The 15,971-nt window shown below is 65.8% G+C and carries 20 protein-coding genes and 1 tRNA gene; 10 read left to right on the top strand and 11 right to left on the bottom strand.

Annotated elements, in window-relative coordinates; all coding sequences use genetic code 11:
* Positions 1 to 22: 22 nt before the first annotated feature.
* Both BLR57_RS07380 and BLR57_RS07375 read right to left on the bottom strand, forming a co-directional pair.
* Positions 23 to 105: transfer RNA gene (locus tag BLR57_RS07380), tRNA-Ser, on the bottom strand.
* A 44-nt stretch (positions 106 to 149) separates the two neighbouring features.
* Positions 150 to 908: a DUF2064 domain-containing protein gene (locus tag BLR57_RS07375; RefSeq protein ID WP_089696022.1), complete on the bottom strand. Its 759-nt coding sequence runs from the start codon at positions 906 to 908 to the stop codon at positions 150 to 152.
* Between the two features lie 232 nt (positions 909 to 1,140).
* Here BLR57_RS07375 and BLR57_RS07370 point away from each other — a divergent pair, with 232 nt between their 5' ends.
* Together BLR57_RS07370 and BLR57_RS07365 are read left to right on the top strand one after the other, a co-directional pair.
* Positions 1,141 to 1,350 carry a hypothetical protein gene (locus tag BLR57_RS07370; protein WP_089696019.1) on the top strand — a complete coding sequence of 70 codons (210 nt, stop codon included), beginning with the start codon at positions 1,141 to 1,143 and terminating at the stop codon, positions 1,348 to 1,350.
* A gap of 53 nt (positions 1,351 to 1,403) precedes the next feature.
* Entirely contained in the window at positions 1,404 to 1,616 is a 213-nt protein-coding gene (locus BLR57_RS07365; protein WP_089696016.1) for a hypothetical protein, read from the top strand.
* A gap of 25 nt (positions 1,617 to 1,641) precedes the next feature.
* Here BLR57_RS07365 and BLR57_RS07360 read toward each other — a convergent pair whose 3' ends face one another.
* The 3 genes from BLR57_RS07360 to BLR57_RS07350 form a co-directional block, all read right to left on the bottom strand.
* Positions 1,642 to 2,277 carry a uracil-DNA glycosylase gene (locus BLR57_RS07360; protein WP_089696013.1) on the bottom strand — a complete coding sequence of 212 codons (636 nt, stop codon included), beginning with the start codon at positions 2,275 to 2,277 and terminating at the stop codon, positions 1,642 to 1,644.
* Between the two features lie 70 nt (positions 2,278 to 2,347).
* On the bottom strand, positions 2,348 to 2,638 hold the full coding sequence (locus tag BLR57_RS07355; RefSeq protein WP_089696010.1) for a DUF7976 family protein: 291 nt from the start codon (positions 2,636 to 2,638) through the stop codon (positions 2,348 to 2,350).
* Positions 2,635 to 3,678, bottom strand: coding sequence for an Mrp/NBP35 family ATP-binding protein (locus BLR57_RS07350; RefSeq protein ID WP_089696006.1), 1,044 nt, complete (start codon positions 3,676 to 3,678; stop codon positions 2,635 to 2,637). Before BLR57_RS07350 ends, BLR57_RS07355 begins: the two co-directional genes overlap by 4 nt.
* A gap of 164 nt (positions 3,679 to 3,842) precedes the next feature.
* Here BLR57_RS07350 and BLR57_RS07345 point away from each other — a divergent pair, with 164 nt between their 5' ends.
* Positions 3,843 to 4,295 carry a DUF7969 family protein gene (locus tag BLR57_RS07345; protein ID WP_089696003.1) on the top strand — a complete coding sequence of 151 codons (453 nt, stop codon included), beginning with the start codon at positions 3,843 to 3,845 and terminating at the stop codon, positions 4,293 to 4,295.
* 4 nt (positions 4,296 to 4,299) lie between these two features.
* A complete protein-coding gene (locus BLR57_RS07340) occupies positions 4,300 to 4,491 on the top strand; it encodes a DUF7556 family protein (RefSeq protein WP_089696001.1) in 192 nt (63 codons plus the stop codon).
* A gap of 65 nt (positions 4,492 to 4,556) precedes the next feature.
* On the opposite strand, the gene BLR57_RS07335 is transcribed toward BLR57_RS07340, so the two are convergent.
* The 3 genes from BLR57_RS07335 to BLR57_RS07325 form a co-directional block, all read right to left on the bottom strand.
* Complete coding sequence (locus BLR57_RS07335; RefSeq protein WP_089695998.1) at positions 4,557 to 6,026, bottom strand: RtcB family protein; 1,470 nt, start codon at positions 6,024 to 6,026, stop codon at positions 4,557 to 4,559.
* Positions 6,027 to 6,115: 89 nt separating this feature from the next.
* Positions 6,116 to 7,225, bottom strand: coding sequence for a DoxX family protein (locus BLR57_RS07330; protein ID WP_089695995.1), 1,110 nt, complete (start codon positions 7,223 to 7,225; stop codon positions 6,116 to 6,118).
* 106 nt (positions 7,226 to 7,331) lie between these two features.
* A complete protein-coding gene (locus BLR57_RS07325; RefSeq protein WP_089697623.1) occupies positions 7,332 to 7,742 on the bottom strand; it encodes an archease in 411 nt (136 codons plus the stop codon).
* A gap of 162 nt (positions 7,743 to 7,904) precedes the next feature.
* Here BLR57_RS07325 and BLR57_RS07320 point away from each other — a divergent pair, with 162 nt between their 5' ends.
* The 4 genes from BLR57_RS07320 (at position 7,905) to bcp (ending at position 11,064) form a co-directional block, all read left to right on the top strand.
* The gene (locus BLR57_RS07320) at positions 7,905 to 8,378 is read left to right on the top strand and encodes a GNAT family N-acetyltransferase (protein ID WP_089695992.1); all 474 of its coding nucleotides are present in this window, start codon (positions 7,905 to 7,907) and stop codon (positions 8,376 to 8,378) included.
* Positions 8,379 to 8,495: 117 nt separating this feature from the next.
* Positions 8,496 to 9,656: a DNA primase small subunit PriS gene (gene priS / locus BLR57_RS07315; RefSeq protein WP_089695988.1), complete on the top strand. Its 1,161-nt coding sequence runs from the start codon at positions 8,496 to 8,498 to the stop codon at positions 9,654 to 9,656.
* Entirely contained in the window at positions 9,653 to 10,540 is an 888-nt protein-coding gene (locus BLR57_RS07310) for a DNA replication complex subunit Gins51 (protein WP_089695986.1), read from the top strand. The genes priS and BLR57_RS07310 overlap by 4 nt, the downstream gene beginning before the upstream one ends.
* A 68-nt stretch (positions 10,541 to 10,608) precedes the next feature.
* Positions 10,609 to 11,064 (top strand): thioredoxin-dependent thiol peroxidase, encoded by a 456-nt coding sequence (bcp, locus tag BLR57_RS07305; RefSeq protein WP_089695983.1) that lies wholly within the window; start codon positions 10,609 to 10,611, stop codon positions 11,062 to 11,064.
* Between the two features lie 251 nt (positions 11,065 to 11,315).
* Here bcp and idsA3 read toward each other — a convergent pair whose 3' ends face one another.
* Positions 11,316 to 12,368 carry a geranylfarnesyl diphosphate synthase gene (idsA3, locus tag BLR57_RS07300; RefSeq protein ID WP_089695980.1) on the bottom strand — a complete coding sequence of 351 codons (1,053 nt, stop codon included), beginning with the start codon at positions 12,366 to 12,368 and terminating at the stop codon, positions 11,316 to 11,318.
* On the bottom strand, positions 12,365 to 13,720 hold the full coding sequence (locus tag BLR57_RS07295) for a ribonuclease J (protein ID WP_089695975.1): 1,356 nt from the start codon (positions 13,718 to 13,720) through the stop codon (positions 12,365 to 12,367). Before BLR57_RS07295 ends, idsA3 begins: the two co-directional genes overlap by 4 nt.
* A 492-nt stretch (positions 13,721 to 14,212) precedes the next feature.
* On the opposite strand from BLR57_RS07295, the gene BLR57_RS07290 reads away from it, so the two are divergent.
* A complete protein-coding gene (locus tag BLR57_RS07290) occupies positions 14,213 to 14,845 on the top strand; it encodes a hypothetical protein (RefSeq protein WP_089695973.1) in 633 nt (210 codons plus the stop codon).
* A gap of 51 nt (positions 14,846 to 14,896) precedes the next feature.
* A complete protein-coding gene (locus BLR57_RS07285; RefSeq protein WP_089695971.1) occupies positions 14,897 to 15,223 on the top strand; it encodes a DUF5785 family protein in 327 nt (108 codons plus the stop codon).
* A 30-nt stretch (positions 15,224 to 15,253) separates the two neighbouring features.
* Here BLR57_RS07285 and udk read toward each other — a convergent pair whose 3' ends face one another.
* Positions 15,254 to 15,949, bottom strand: a complete 696-nt coding sequence (gene udk / locus BLR57_RS07280) for a uridine kinase (protein WP_089695968.1) — start codon at positions 15,947 to 15,949, stop codon at positions 15,254 to 15,256.
* Positions 15,950 to 15,971: the final 22 nt, after the last annotated feature.

Genomic DNA, 15,971 nt, shown 5'->3' with positions numbered 1-15,971 from the left:
CGTGAGTGTTCATCCGAGAATGCGGTGGGACTGGGATTCGAACCCAGGAAGCCAAAGGCTACCTGCTTTCAAGGCAGGCGCAATAGTCCACTCTGCCATCCCACCAACAGATGTCGATACCGGGTCGTGGGTCTAAGAACTACCGGTCCTCAGTCGCGGACGACGGTCAGGTCGCCCGCGTCGTCGGTTTCGACCCGCAGGCCGAGCTCGCGGACGAGCGTCGCCGTGTGCTTCGGGACGATGCGTTCTGCCGTGACGCGCGATTCGAGCAGCGGCAGGAACGTCGCGAGGTCGTCGCCCGTCTCGACGACGGGCTGCATCGGGATGAACTCCGTCGTGTGGCCGGTGTCGTCGGCACGGTCCGCCAGCGTGTCCAGTTCGGGTGTCTCGAACGCGCCTTCGAAGTCGATTGCCTCGCGGAACGCCGCGTAGTAGACGCGACCCTCCGTCGAGGGACCGAGCAGCACGTCGTTGGTCCGGAGCTTCATCGCCGCCGAGTCGATGGCCGTCCGCAGGAGCATCGGGGCGTTGCCGCGGACGATGGCGACCGACTGGACGCCCTCCTCGCGCAGCAGGTGACTGACCGTGTTGCCCGCCCGTGCGTCGAACGTCGAGCCGACCTGCACCTCGAAGCGGACGTCGCTCGTGTCGCCGAGCGCGTCGGCAACGAGCGCGCGGACCTCCGCCTCGGCACTCTGCTCGCCGTGGAACTCCTCGGGAATGAGGTCGTCGGGCCGGTAGTTGACGAGCAGCTCGCCGCCCGAGCGTTCGGCGGCGAGGATGGCGTCTTTGATGCACGCGGCGTAGAAGTCGGCCGCTTCCGAGGAGGTCAACGGACTCGTCTCGGCCAGTTCGGTGCCGACGAGCCCCTCACGCGGCGGGTCGACGAAGACGGCGATGGTGGTCATGGCCGATACTGGTCGCGGCGGCGTCTTGAACGCGCTGGTCTCCACCGATGGGCCGCGCTCACTCAACTGGCATCGCACTCGTATCGAGGCGAGCCGACCACACGGCCACGGTAGTGCTGTCATACCCGAACGCGGGACTGCGATGTTGTCCGCTCGCAACACGAGCCACGACGTCGGCACGACGTGCGTTACGGAGTCTATGTTGACGGTACACGAGAGCGTAAAACCGGGTATGATTCCCGGAGTTGGTCCCCTGGGTGAAGCAGTCGGTGCCTACGCCGTCCTCTCGACGATAGCGATTCCCGTCGCACTCGGTCTCGGTTTCGACGAACGATCCGCAAGTGCCCTCAGCATCGGTCTCGGTGCCTCCATCGCTGCCCTCCTCCTCGCGCGACGGTCGCTCCCCCGTGCCTACGGACTCGTTTCGAGCCTCCAACAGTGACCTGAGGCACGGTCGGCCGACCGAGTTAAGCCCGCCGTGACCGAGCAGTGCGTATGAACACGCTCTGTCTCCTCGCTCGGCTCGCCGTCGCCGTCGTCGCCCTCTCGGTCGTCGGCAGCCTCGTCAGTCTCGTCACGGGACTGCTCGCAACGGCCGATGTACTCCTTCCATCGCTCGTCACACTCGTTCTTGTCGCCGCCGTCGTCGGCTGGCTGGCACTCGGCGGCATCAGTCGTGCGGAGAACGTCGAGACGACCTACTGGTAGTTCCGTGACGCACCGACTCGGCGACTCAACGGCTCCGTCGACCCTTCGTCTGGCGGTAGTCCCGCGAGAAGACGTTCTCCATGAAGTGCTCGACGAAGGCCTCGCTCTGTTCGTCGGTCTGCTCGTCGAGGGCGACCATCGGGATGAGTTCGAAGCCACGGCCCCGGATGGTCGTCGCGTGTTCGGCGTCGACGTCGAAGCTGTCGGGTCGTCGGGTCGTGTACTCGACGGCCAGCTCTTCCAGTGCCCGCTGGCCGATAGGGACGATGATCTGTGGGTTGATCATCCGGATCTCCGCGTTCAGGTAGGGTTCGCAGGTGACGACCTCCTCGTCTGCGGGTGGCCGTTCGGGATGGCGACACCGGGTGAGGTAGGTCAGAAAGGCGTTCTGGATGTCCGGTTCCAGTGAGTCGGGGTCCGAGCGGACGAAGCCCAACTCGCCGAGCATCCGCTGCAGTCGTTCACCGGCCGCGTCGCCGACGAACGGGACACCCGCGGCGTCGGCTGCCTCGCTCGGAGCCTCGCCGACGAAGAGGAACTCCGCGCCGACGTCGCCGTAGCCGTGGACGACCGACGTGCGCGTCTCACAGAGGGCTGCACAGTTCGTACAGTCGGCGTCCATACTGAAGGGGTTCGCGAAGGTGTCCTGGTGAGCGTCCACAGTCGGGAGTGGATGTCGAGAACTAAAACGGTGCGGGACTGTGCGTTGGGGGTGTCGGCGGCCGACTCGGCTACCGCTCGATGCCGCCTTGCTCTTTGATGTTCATGATGTGTCGCACGTTGAGGTAGATCTCCTCGGGCGACGTGCTGCCCTCGGCGTCGTAGAGGTCGCTGACGCGGTAGAGGATGGCCGCGAGCTGCTTGCTCTCGGAGCTGTCGCCCCGGACGTCCTCGGCGATCTCCCGGATGAGGGCGACCCGCTCGGGGTCCGGCTGGAAGGCGGCGTCGCTGTCGGGAGCCATCTGCCAGTCCTGCTCGTCGGTCTCACGTCCCTCGTCGTCGGCCGGTTCCTCCGCCGTCATCGCTGTCGCTGCACCCCGCGGCGGTTGACGATGCCGACGTTGTTGGCGACGTTCTCCGTCAGGACGCGGAAGGCGTCACCCGTCTCGCTGTCGTCGTCGAGGACGATGGGCTTGCCGCCGTCGCCGCCCGACCGGACGGCCGGGTCGAGCGGGATGCCGCCGAGGTAGGGCAGGTCGTTCTCCTCGGCCATCGCCTTACCGCCGCCGGAGCCGAAGATGTCGTGCGTGCCGCCACAGTCCGGACATTTGAAACTCGACATGTTCTCGGCGACACCGAGGACGTTCGTGTCGTGCTTGCCGAACATCCGCAGCCCCTTGCGAGCGTCGTCGACGGCGACGCCCTGCGGCGTCGTCACGATGACCGCGCCCGTCAGCGGCAGCGTCTGGAGGACAGTGAGTTGAGTGTCGCCCGTGCCCGGCGGGAGGTCGAGAATCATGTAGTCCAGTTCGCCCCACTCGACGTCCTCGGTGAGCTGGGTCAGAATCTTGTGGACCATCGGGCCGCGCCAGATGACCGGGTCGTCCTCGCCGACGAGGAAGGCCATCGACATCAGCTTCATCCCGTACTTCTCCGGCGGGACGATGCTTTGGTCGGCGGTCGCCTGCGGCCGCTCGCCCGCGTCGACCATCCGCGGGACGTTCGGCCCGTAGATGTCGGCGTCGAACAGGCCGACGCGCGCACCGAGTTTCGACAGGCCGGCCGCGAGGTTGACCGCGACGGTCGACTTGCCGACCCCGCCTTTCCCACTCGCAACGGCGATGATGTTCTTCACGCCCGGCAGCACCTGCTCGTCGGCCGACAGCGACGAGGGGAGCTTCGCCGTGAGGTCGACCTCCTCGAAGTGCTCGCCGAGTACGTCGCGTACCTGGCTCGCGATGTCTGTCTCGTGGGGGGCGTAGGGCGCGCCGAGCGCGAGCGAGATTCGGACGGCGTCGCCGTCGACCTCCACCGCGTTGACGAGTCCGAGCGAGACGATGTCGTCGCCGAGGTCGGGGTCCTCGACAGACTGCAACAGATCGCGGACGTCCGCTTCGTTCATGCCCCGTTGTCGGAGCGTGCCGCGAATAAGGGTAACGACAGGGGCGCGTCCGCCGGCTTCTCGGTGCCGCTCGCTGGCGGATTCGCCGCCGGTCGAGGCAATTCGGGCCGCTTTCGGCACCCGAAGACGGGGTGATTAAGTTACTCTACGACCAACCTCGAAGTATGACGTTCACCGTCTCGTACTACTGTCCCCATTGTGAGACGATGGTCGACGTCGACCGCGACGAGTATCTCGCGGACAAGGCGGTCACGCCCTACCCCTTCGAGGGATGGACGTACGCCGCCCCCGACGAGGACTTCGAGGACGCCGAGGGCGTCCGGTTCGTCTGCGGCGACGACGCACCGAATCTCACGTGGCGGGCGAACCCGTGGACGGCGGGCGACGACGCCGCGTCCACTGTCGGCAGCGACGCCGACGGGGAAGAGGGCACGGCCGACGCCTCCGCGGACGCCGACACGGCCGCTCTCGGCTGCGGTGAACCCTTCTATCTCAGCTTCGTCAAGTTCGCCGACGGGGAGGAACTCGACCCGCGGCAGCCCTCGGAGTACGTCCACATCGGAGACGGAAACAGCCCGGCGACGCCGAGTGGCCCGCGCGGTCCCTCTTTCCGGTGATACCATGAGTCGAGCAAACCCCTCCGGGAGCGAGAGCTACCTCGGCGCGTTACGCGAGCGTGGTGACGAGTCGGTGATGGCCGCCGTCGACGGCGAAGGCCGCCGGGCCGAGTTGGTCATCGCCGACACCGAGCGCGACGACGCGTGGCTGTCGGTCGACGTCGACGACGCACCCTCGTTGGACGAGTGGCGCTGAGACGCTACCGCGCTCGCGACGACGACTGTTACTGACTCACCTCACCACGGCGACAGCGTCGCCGACTACCCCTTGATGTTACAGACCGGATACGTGCGGGCGACCTTGTCGCCGATGCCGAGGTCGTCGCTGACGCGGACGACCTCGTCGACGTCCTTGTAGACGCCGGGTGCCTCCTCGGCGACCGTCGCGCCCGACTGCGCCTTGACGTAGATTTTCTCCTGGTCGCGGAGTTCGTCCTGCACCGTCTCGCCCCAGAACTCCTGTTTCGCCTGCGTTCGGGACATGACGCGGCCCGCGCCGTGGGCCGTCGAGCCGAACGTGAGACCCATCGACTCGTCGCCGCCGCGGAGGACGTAGCTCCCCGCACCCATGCTGCCGGGAATGATGACCGGCTGGCCGACATCGCGGTAGGCCGCCGGGACCTCGGGATGGCCCGCCGGGAACGCCCGAGTCGCCCCTTTCCGGTGGACGTAGAGTTCGCGCTCCTCGCCCTCGACGGTGTGCGTCTCCTTCTTCGCGATATTGTGCGCGACGTCGTAGAGCAGTTCCATCTCCATGTCCTCCCAGTCGCGGCCGAAGACGCGGGCGAACACCTGTCGCGTCCGGTGCATGATGAGCTGGCGGTTGACCCACGCGAAGTTGATGGCCGCACACATCGCGCCGTAATACTCCTCAGCGAGTTCCGAACCAGCGGGCGCGGCGGCGAGTTCCTTGTCCGGCAGGTCTTCCAGCAGGTCGGCGTGTTCCTTTTCGATACGGCGGAGATAGTCCGTACAGGTCTGGTGGCCGAGCCCCCGAGAACCGCAGTGGATGAGGACGACGATCTGGTCCTCTTCGAGTCCATAGGCCTCCCCGACCTCGGGCCGGAAGACGTCGGTGACGCGCTGGACTTCGAGGAAGTGGTTGCCCGAGCCGAGCGAACCGATCTGGTTCTTCCCTCGGTCTTTGGCTTTCTGCGACACTGCGTCGGGGTCGGCGTCGGGGCGCATCCCCTCGTCCTCGCAGTGCGCGAGGTCCGCTTCAGTGGCGTAGCCGCGTTCGAGCGCCCAGTCCATCCCACGGGCCAGAATCTCCTCGACCGTGTCGATGCCCTCCTCGACGACGCCGCCGCCGCCGAGACCCGAAGGAACGTTCGCAAAGAGCGAGTCGACGAGTTCCTCTTCCTTCCCCTTGAGGTCGTCGTAGGTCAGGTTCGTCCGCATCATCCGGACGCCGCAGTTGATGTCGTAGCCGACCGCGCCGGGCGAGATACAACCCTTCTCGGCGTCCGTCGCGCCGACGCCGCCGACGGGGAAGCCGTAGCCCTGGTGGCCGTCGGGCATACAGAGCGCGTGTTTGGTGATGCCCGGCAGGTGGGTCGCGTTCTTCAACTGCTGGAGCGTCTTGTCGTCGCCGATCTGTTCGAGGAGGGGTTCGGAAGCGAGCACGCGCGCCGGAACGCGCATCTCGCCCTCCTGGGGAATCTCCCAGACGTGTTCGCGGACCCGTTCGAGGGTGATACCGTCGAACTCCTTGGTCTCTCGCGTGGTCATGCACGGAGAGACGAGAGACGACGGGAATAGCGTTGTTGTCCCGCGGCGTCAGGTAGGACTGTGGACTGCGGGCGACCCAACCCCGCAGCCTATCTACTATCTTCACTCGTGATACCGCCACGGACGATACCGGGCGTGTTCGGGTCGTCGTCCATCGCGTGGAGCCACTCGTCCACCGAGAACGCACCGGCACCCGTGACGAGCAGTGCCGAGACGAGACCGAACAGCGAGATGTGTGCGAGCACCGGGTCGTCCGGCAGGCCGAACAGCGTCGTCGTGAAGAGCAGGAAGGCGACACCGGAGAACGCCCGCGTGAACAGGCCGACGATGAACATCACGCCGACGAGCGTCTCCGTCAGCCCCGCGCCGATGACCCACAGCTCCGGGCCGACCGGGACGACCGCAGTCAGGTTGTACTTCGCGACGACGGCGAGTGACTCGCCGGGGTTCATCAGCTTCTGGGCGACGCCGAGATAGATGAACGAGATGCCGAGACCCACCCGCAACACGATAGGGACGAGTGCCTCGTAGGGCTGGACGCGCTCGGCGAACGGCTTGGCGACGGTGCGGTAGAACGGGTCGATACGCGAGTAGATCGTCCGCTCGTCGTCGGCCATCCGGGCGATGACCTGGTCGGCACTCGGGCGGCCGCCGCCCACGAGCGCGAGCGCGATGAATCCGGGGACGAACTCGAAGGCGAGCATCAGTGCCGGATTGAGGACGAAGCCGACGAGATACGACAACAGACCGACGGTGGCGACGAAGCGGGTTCCGAAGCCGAACAGGACGAGAAAGCCCGTCGAGATGCCGAACAGGCGGACGAACGTCGGTGCCGCAGGCTCGACGGCGGGCGAGAAGAAGTAGCCCGCGAAGCCCGCACCGACCAGCGGAAGGCCGACACTCAGTCGCAACAGCCACGGCAGGAGGTCCTGGTAGTCCGTGAGCAGCGATCGGAGGAGCGTGATGTCGCGGCGGGCGGGTCGAAAGCGGAGATAGAGGAGGCCCCCGACCGCGATCGACACCCCACCGAGCGCGAGGACGGCGAGGTTGAACGGGTCGGAGAGTGCCGAGAGGAGGAACTCGACAACAGCGACGGGGTCGCTTCCGGGCGTTACGTACTTGACGTGGGCACTGGCGACGCCGCTGCTCGCGAGGAGCGCGGTCGTCGCGACGAGTGCCGCAGAGAGACGCCGGTTCACACGGACGCTTCGGTCCCGACGGTCCTTAATCCAGCGCAGTCTCTCACCACCAAAACTCCTGAAATTTAGAGTCTGTAGGTATCTAACGGCAATTTACAACAATTATTCACACGTCGAAAACGACGTAGCCGTGCCAGCCCTCGTCGGTCTCCTCGACCAGCATCTCCGAGTAGGTCACGGCCTTGACCTCGCGCGCGCCGAGACCCTGGAGCGGGACGCCGCGAGCACTGGCGTCGACGACCCACTCGTCGTCGTCCTCGCGGACGTCGGCGCGGTTGTCGACGGGGAGGACGGCACGCACGTCACGCTCGTAAATGAGCTGGTCGAGATAGTCGAACAGCAGGGCCTCGCGGCTCTCGGCGCGGACAGTGACGGAGAAACGCTCGCCGTCGGCGGGGATGGACTCACACATCGCGGCGGCGAGACCGTCGGCGACCGCCCCGAAGAGTCCGGAGCAGTCGGCGGCGGTCGCCTCAACAGCCACGTCGGCGGTGTGGTCACGCAGTTCGAAGCTCACGAGTGGACAGTCGACAGTCGCCGACATAGTGGTTTCCGCTCGGGGCGACGGCCGGGCGTCAGTGACGTGAGACCAGCCTCACCGACTCGTCGGCCACCAACTCGTCAGGACGACAGAACGCGACGGTGGAGTTATATTCCCATCCCTATTACACGCGTGGTAGTGAGCGTCAACGTGGAGAAACGGACGGATGCCCCGGGCAACGACACGCACGCCGAGGAGGCGTGGGAGTTGAAAGAGCGTGTCCGTCGCGAGGAGGGCGTCCTCAAGCAGCGTCGTGGCTTCTTCATGGACGCCTACCGTCGCTCGACGACCTACCTCCTCTACGAAGACGACACGCTCCTCGGCTTCGCCTCGGCGCGACGCGACGGCTACATCCTCTTTCTCGCCGTCAATCCGGACGTCCGCGGCGAGGGGTTCGGCGAGATGCTCGTCGCCGAGGTCGCAGACAACCACCGCTCCGTGACCTGCCACGCGCGGACGACAAACGCCCCCGCCCTGGAGTTCTACAAGCACATCGGCTTCCGGGTCAAACGCCGCATCGACAACTACTACGAGGACGGCGGCGGAGCCTACTATCTCAAACTCGGTGAGGACGGATTGCGCGACAAGCTAAGCGAGTTCATGCGTCGCTGACGCGGTACGTGCTGCTGGAGACACCATCCCGACCAGCCACGGCGTCGTGTGGCAGCCTCTCGGAAGCGCGGACAAAGACAACGACTAAACCGCCGTTCGCACAAACAACCGAAAGCGATGGACGCTCGGACGCGCGACTACCTCAAAGGGCGGTTCGGCGACTACTACCGACAGGCGACGGTGACGCCGCCGCCGAACGCGGACGCCCGCGAGTGGGGCTACATCCCGTGGACTGCGGGGTCGGGGACGACGATGGTTCGCCACGAGTCGCTGCTCAACCTCGGCCACATCGGGGACTTCCTCGCGCGCGAAGCACCGCGGCACGCCTACTTCTCCGCGGCGCGCTACACCGACCCGAGCGCCAAATCGATGAGTGCCAAAGACTGGCGGTCTGCGGATCTCGTCTTCGACCTCGACGCCGACCACCTGCCCGCAATCGACCCCGAGCAGACGAGTTACAAGGGAATGTTGACGGCGTGTAAGGGAGCGCTCCTCCGCTTGCTCGACATCCTCGAAGACGACTTCGGCTTCGAAGAGCTGGAGGTGGTCTTCTCGGGCGGCCGTGGCTACCACGTCCACGTCCGCGACGAGGGCGTCCGCGAACTGGACAGCGAGGCGCGGCGCGAGATCGTCGACTACATCCGCGCCATCGACCTCGACTTCGACGGTCTCGTCCAGACGCGGGCCGTCGGCGGGACGACTCGCCGGATGCTCCGCACGGAAGGCGGCTGGGGGAAGCGCACTCACGACCGCCTCCTCGCGTTCGTGGACGAACTCGACGCGATGGACGAAGACGACGCCCTCGACCGACTGCAGGAACTCGACGGAATCGGCGAGGGGCGGGCGACGACGATTCTCGGCGCGTTCGAGCGCAACTCCGAGGCGGTTCAGACGGGCAACGTCGAGGCCGGCGGTCCCGGCCTGCGGATGCTCGTGGAAGCACTCGCCCAGGAGGTCGTCGAGGAGCAGACCGCTCCCATCGACGAACCCGTGACGACCGACCTCCGGCGGCTCATCCGGCTGCCGGGGAGCCTGCACGGCGGGACCGGTCTCGAAGTGCAGCGCATCGAGCGCGACGCGGTCGACGACTTCCAGCCGCTCGAGGACGCTGTCCCCGAGCGGTTCACGCGGCGGCTCATCACGGTCGAAGCGGACAAGCCGGCGACCGTCGAGATGTTCGGGGAAAGGACTAATATCGAACCGGGAGAGAATTCAGTCCGTGAATGTGTCGGCGTGCTGCTGATGGCACGCGGTGACGCGGAGAAGGCCAAAGAATGAATCTCGACGAGCTACGAACGGTCCAGTCGAAGGAGCGACGGAAAGACAGCTTACAGCATCTTCGGGACTCGTTCTACGGCGACGTCGCGGGCTACATCGCCGACCTGAAGGCGGAGCGGTCGGCCGCGGCCGAGGAGGCCGACGACCCCTTCTCCTCGCCGGAGGTCTCCAGACTCACCGACGAGATCGAAACGGCCGAAGAGGTCATCGAGGCGGTCTACGAACGCCGCGTCGGCAAGGTGGTCAAGCTCGCGAGCTTCGCCGCCGCCGAGATGCCCGTCGACGAAGACGGGATGACCGCCGAGGAGAAGGCGCTGTTCGAGGACCTCGTCGCCCGCATCGAGGAGAACAAGGAGAACGTCCTCGCCATCCTCGCGGGCAAGCGGGAGCCGGTCGACACCGGGGGAGAGTCGATGTCGACGGCTGCCACCGACATGGTCGGTCCCGACGGCTCTCGAGGCGAGTCGTCCACCCCGGTCCCACAGACCGAGCCGGCCGACTCGGCCGCCGGTGGCGTCCTCGCCGACGCGATGGGCGGCGACACGACCGACGCCGAAGCGGACGCGCAACAGTCGCCCGCAGCCGACAACGACTCCACGGATGACCACACACCGGTCGACCCCGAACCCGCGCCGCCGGGTGCGGTCTCGGAACCGTCCGACGAGTCGACCGACGCGTCGGCCGACGCTCCGGCGGCTCCCGACGCGACGGAAGCGGCAGCGGACGACACCGAGCGGACGACGGTGCGCATCACGAAGGACGTCGGCTCCATCTTCGGCGTCGACGAGCGCGAGTACGACCTCGCGACCGACGACGTCGTGATGCTGCCGACGACGAACGCCGAACCGCTCATCGAGCGCGAGGCCGCAGAGAAGTTGGACTGAGCGTCTGCGCGCGAGAAGTGCAAAGCGAGAAGCGAAACGGTTTGGTTCTGCCCGAGACAGAGTCACATATGCTCAGCGTCGGCGACACCGCCCCCAACTTCGAACTGCCCGACCAAGACGGCGAGTCTGTCTCGCTTTCGGACTTCCGCGGACGCCCCGTCATCGTCTACTTCTACCCGCGTGCGGACACGCCGGGCTGTACGACCGAGGCCTGCGGCTTCCGCGACTCGTGGGACGCCTTCGAGGAGCGGGACGTGGCCGTCCTCGGCATCAGCGACGACCCCGTCGACGACCTCGACGACTTCGCCGCGAAGTTCGACCTACCCTTCACGCTGCTCTCCGACGAGGACGGCGAGGTCTCCGAGAAGTACGAGTCCTACGGCGAGAAGAACATGTTCGGCAACACCTTCGACGGCGTCTTCCGCAACACGTACGTCGTCGGCGCGGACGGCACGGTCGAGCACGTCTACGAGGGCGTCTCACCCGACGGTCACGCCGAGGAGATTCTCGCGGACCTCGACTGATCGCGTCGTCGCGTGTCGGCACTAGTCGAACCGCTTATGTGACACCGCCCGGCAGAGTGGATACCGTCCGACTCGTTCTCCCGAGAGCGTCGGCTCCGCAACACACCACGTTTCCGGTGAAAAGAACTTGTCACTAGTTGTCCGTTTGTCGGCGACGGGAGCGGGACAGTTGCCTCACTCCCGAGAACCGAACCGGGTCGAAGAGACCCGAGTACGCCGAATAAGGCGAACGAGCCGAGTATCTCGACTACTCAGTAGCCGCGCGTGATGAGGTAGTCCGCGATGTCGCAGAGCAGTTCGCGCGCCTCGTTGTCCGGCAGGACGTCGAGACACTCCTTGCTCTGTTCGGTCAGGTCGCGGGCCGTCTGGCGGGCGTAGTCGATGCTGCCTGCCTCTTCGAGCCGCTCGACGGCGGCGTCGATCTCTTCCTCGGTGACGGCTTCGACGGTCTCGCTGTCGACGAGCCCGTCCACGTCGACGCCCTGTTGGCGGGCGTGCAGCGTGATGAGCGTCTCCTTGTCCTCGACGAGGTCCGAGCCGCGCTGCTTGCCGAGTTTCTCGCTCGGGACCGTCAGGTCCAGCACGTCGTCTTGGATCTGGAAGGCGCGACCCGAGTCGATGCCGTACTGGTAGAGCGCGTCGACGACCTCCTCGTCCGCGCCGAGGATGATGGCCGGGATGGCCGCGGCCGCCCCGTAGAGGACGGCGGTCTTGTGCTCGACCATGTCGAGATACTCCTCGGGGAGCACCTCGGTCTCGGACTCGAACTGCACGTCGAGCGCCTGGCCCTCGCAGATCTTGGTACAGGTGCTCGCGAGCATCCGCATCGCTTCGAGACCGTCGGCGGGGTCCGCCCCCGTCTCGGCCATGATCTCGAATGCCTTCGAGTAGAGCGTGTCGCCGGCGAGGATGGCCGTCTCGGTGTCGTAGGCCTTGTGGACCGCAGGGACGCCACGACGGAGGTCGTCGTCGTCCATGATGTCGTCGTGGATGAGCGTGAACGACTGGATGACCTCCAGGCTCACAGCGGCCGCCATCACGTCGACGTCCGACGCCTCGCCGCCGACAGTCGGGAACGTCCGGTAGTCTTCCGAGAGCGGGTCGACGTCGGCGACGGCCTCGGCAGCGAGCAACGACACCGTCGGGCGGAGCCGCTTGCCACCGGCCTTCAGCAGGTAGCGTGCGGCCTCGTACAGCCGTTCGGGGTCGGCCATCGGCAGATCCTCGTCGATGGCGGCGTTGACCAGTTCGCGGCGCTCGCCGACGGCGGCGAGCACCCGCTGTTCCGTCGCTTCTGAGCTCATTCCTCTACGAGCTGGATCATGTTGCCGTTGCGCGTCACGTGGACGTCACGGCCGAGGCGGTAGCCCATGCTCTCACACAGGTCGACGTACGGCGCGAAGCCCTTGAGGTTCTGGTGGGCCGGGATGACGTTCTGCGGCTGCAGCGCGTCGAGCATCGCGTAGTGGCCCTCCTCGCGCAGGTGGCCCGAGACGTGGATGTCGTCGTAGATACGCGCACCCTGCATCTTCAGGAGCTTCTCGGACTGGTAGCGCTGGCCCTCGTTGGTCGGCTCCGGGATGACTCGTGCCGAGAAGATGACCTTGTCGCCGTCGTCCAGTTCGTACGGCGTCTCGCCGCGACCCATCCGGGTGAGCATCGCGCGCGGCTCGCCCTGGTGACCCGTGACGATGGGGAGGTACTTCTCCTTGCCCTCCTTCATGATCCGCTTGAACGTGCGGTCGACGGACTTGCGGTGGCCGTACATCCCGAGGTCGTCCGGGAAGTCGACGAAGTTCAGTCGCTCTGCGGTACCGGAGTACTTCTCCATCGAGCGACCCAGGAGCACCGGCTGTCGGCCGATGTCGTGGGCGAACTCGACGAGCGAGGTGACGCGGGCGATGTGCGAGGAGAACGTCGTGGCGACGATGCCGCCGTCGTAGTCCTCGACGGAGTACATGACGTCCTTGAGGTGCTTACGGGCGACGGACTCGGAGGGCGTGCGGCCCTTCCGGCCGGCGTTCGTACAGTCCTCGATGTAGGCGAGGACGCCCTCGCCCTCGCGGCCGATCTCGCGGAACCGCTCCATGTCGATGGGGTCGCCGATGACCGGCGAGTGGTCCATCCGCTTGTCGAGACCGTAGACGACTGCGCCCTCCGGCGTGTGGAGGACAGGGTTGATGGCGTCGATGATGGAGTGCGTCACGTTGACGAACTCGAGGTCGACCTTGCCGGAGTCACCGATGGACATCGTCTCACCGGCGGACATCTTGATGAGGTCGTTCTCGACGTTGAACTTGTTCTCGCCCTGGACCTGCTGTTTCACCAGTTCGATGGTGAACGGCGTCGCGACGACGGGAGCGTCGTAGCGGTGGGCCAGCTTCGAGATGGCACCGATGTGGTCGAGGTGGCCGTGTGTGGGGACGATGGCCTGGACGTCGCCCTCGAGGTCGCTCATGACCCGGTCGTCCGGGATAGCGCCCATGTCGATCAGGTCGAGACTGTGCATCTTCTCGGTTTCAACGTTGTCGTGGATGAGAACCTGCGAGAGGTTCAGACCCATGTCGAAGATGACAACGTCGTCACCGGCGCGGACGGCAGTCATCTGCCGACCGACTTCTTCGTAGCCGCCAATGGTTGCGATTTCGATTTCCATAGTTTGAATCGTTTCCGAGCATCGAAACGCCACAAACGTGGCAAGGGTGCTCACTGAAATCCGCAGTACGGGGGCCGTCGGCCCCGGCGTCTTACAGCACGTCGGTCGAAGGACCCCGCTGCGCGAGTGTCGTCTCGCGCATTACCCGCGGGCTGTTGGTAGTTGAGGCTTACACGCCGGGGTGTTAAAAACTGCTTGGGTTGGTGGCAACCGTCTCGAACGGAGTGTCTGGAGTTCGGGGAGTTGTTCGTTCGAGTCTCTTCGAGCAGTGGCAGGACACAGTGTCTGGGAACACCTCGAAAGCCCAGGCGCTCTGCACTCCCGCCGCAGCCACGTCCTCCCCAACCGATTCGCTCGTTCCCTGCGGTCACTCACTCATCCCTCGCACGAGTGGCTCGCGGCGACGAGACGCCGCGAAGCCACGCGCCACGATGTCTGCATCCACCGAGCGCAACAGAAAGCATTTGTCCGAGCCACATCGAATCCGAGAAAATGCCCTCCTCCCGCCGCTCGCTCCTCCATACGATCGGAATCTGTTCGCTCGGCTTACTCACCGGTTGTGCCGGGCGTATCACCTCACTAGCCGCCGTCGACGACGCCGAGGCCCGCGGCTGCGACGTCTCCGACGACGGCGAACCGATTCGCGGGCAGAGCAACCCCGTCGCCGTCGAGGAGACGGTCGTCGGCGACGACTTGACCTACCTCCCTGACGAAGACGCCGTCCGATACGTCACCGGACAGCGCGTCACGAACGGCGACGCCGTCGAGAAGGGTGCACCGGCTGAACGCGAACCGGTCTACGAGACGGTCCCTTTCGGCGAGTGGGCCGCCGTCAAGGCCGCCGAGGCCGCCGCGAGCCACGTCTCGGAGTTCGCTCGTGACGTCTTCGGCCGCGACGTCGGACTCCGGGCGAGTGCGGCCACACGCAATGGAAAGCGGGTCGTGGCTCTCGACCTCGTCTCGACGTGCTACGCAGACGGCGAAACGCGGACACCGTCAGTCACGCTGGATGGCGTCGCGGAGCTCACGCCCTCAGCAGTCGAAGTATCGCTGTCGCTGGATAGTCGTGCGTCCGAGAGGACCGTCCCCGTCTTCGTCGGGAGGCGGACGGCCGTCCTCGACTGAGCAGCTTCCGCTATCCGTAACGGCTTTGAGTCGCCCTGCCAAGGTGCAACTATGAGTGCCGACTGGCCACACGACCCCGATGGCGAAGAGGGCAGCGAGGGAATGCGGAAGTACGGCCACGCCGTCATCGCCAAGAAGATCGACGAGGACGAGGACTTTCCCCTCAATCGCGACGAGTTCGTCGCCGAGTACGGCGAAGACCCCATCCGCATCGACTACGAGACGATCGTTCCGATGAAAGACATCTTCGAGCAGGTCGACCAGGAGGAGTTCGTCGACTTCCCGGACCTCCACAAGGCTCTGGGTCGCGCGATGCGCGCCAACGGCTACTGGTTCTACGAGGGCGCAGAGAAGTTCGTCAAGAACACGAAGGCGTAACCGGGCGTCTTCCGGTCGCCGACTCCGGTCTCAGTCTTCCGAGGAGTCGATTCCGACGTTCTCGCTGAGTCCCTTCTCGAAGTCCTGCCGCTCGAAGCCGCGGCTCCCTTCGCCCGCCGCTTCGGCCTGCACTTTCTCTTCGAGGAGGTTGACCGCGACCGTGTTGGCCCCTTCGGGGATAATTAGGTCGGCGTGTTTCTTCGTGGGCTCGATGAACTGCTCGTGCATCGGCTTGACCGTCGAGAGATACTGGTCCATCACGCCTTCGAGGTCGCGGCCGCGGTCGACGACGTCGCGCTGGATGCGCCGGAGGATGCGCACGTCGGCGTCGGTCTCGACGTAGAGACAGAGGTCCATCATGTCGTTGATCGTCTCGTCGTAGAGCGCGAGGATGCCTTCGAGGATGATGACGTCCGTCGGCTCGACGTGGAGCCGTTCGTCCTTCCGATTGTGAATCGAGAAGTCGTACTGCGGCATCTCGACCGCGCGACCCTCCAAGAGGTCGGTCAACTGCTCGCGCAAGAGGTCCCACTCGAACGCGGCGGGATGGTCGTAGTTGACCTCCTCGCGCTCGTCCATCTCGAGATGGCTGAGGTCCTCGTAGTAGTTGTCCAGTGGGATGCGGGTGACCGACTCGCCGACGTTCTCGGTGATGAGCCGCGCCACCGTCGTCTTGCCAGCCCCGGTCCCGCCCGCGATGCCGATGACGAACGACGGGATAGCCATGCCAGAGAGACGCCGCTGAACC

Origin of the sequence: Halogranum gelatinilyticum, from assembly GCF_900103715.1 — an archaeon.
GTDB classification, from domain to species: domain Archaea; phylum Halobacteriota; class Halobacteria; order Halobacteriales; family Haloferacaceae; genus Halogranum; species Halogranum gelatinilyticum.
Note: the sequence above shows the minus strand (reverse complement) of the source record. Positions and strands in the feature narration are given on the sequence as shown.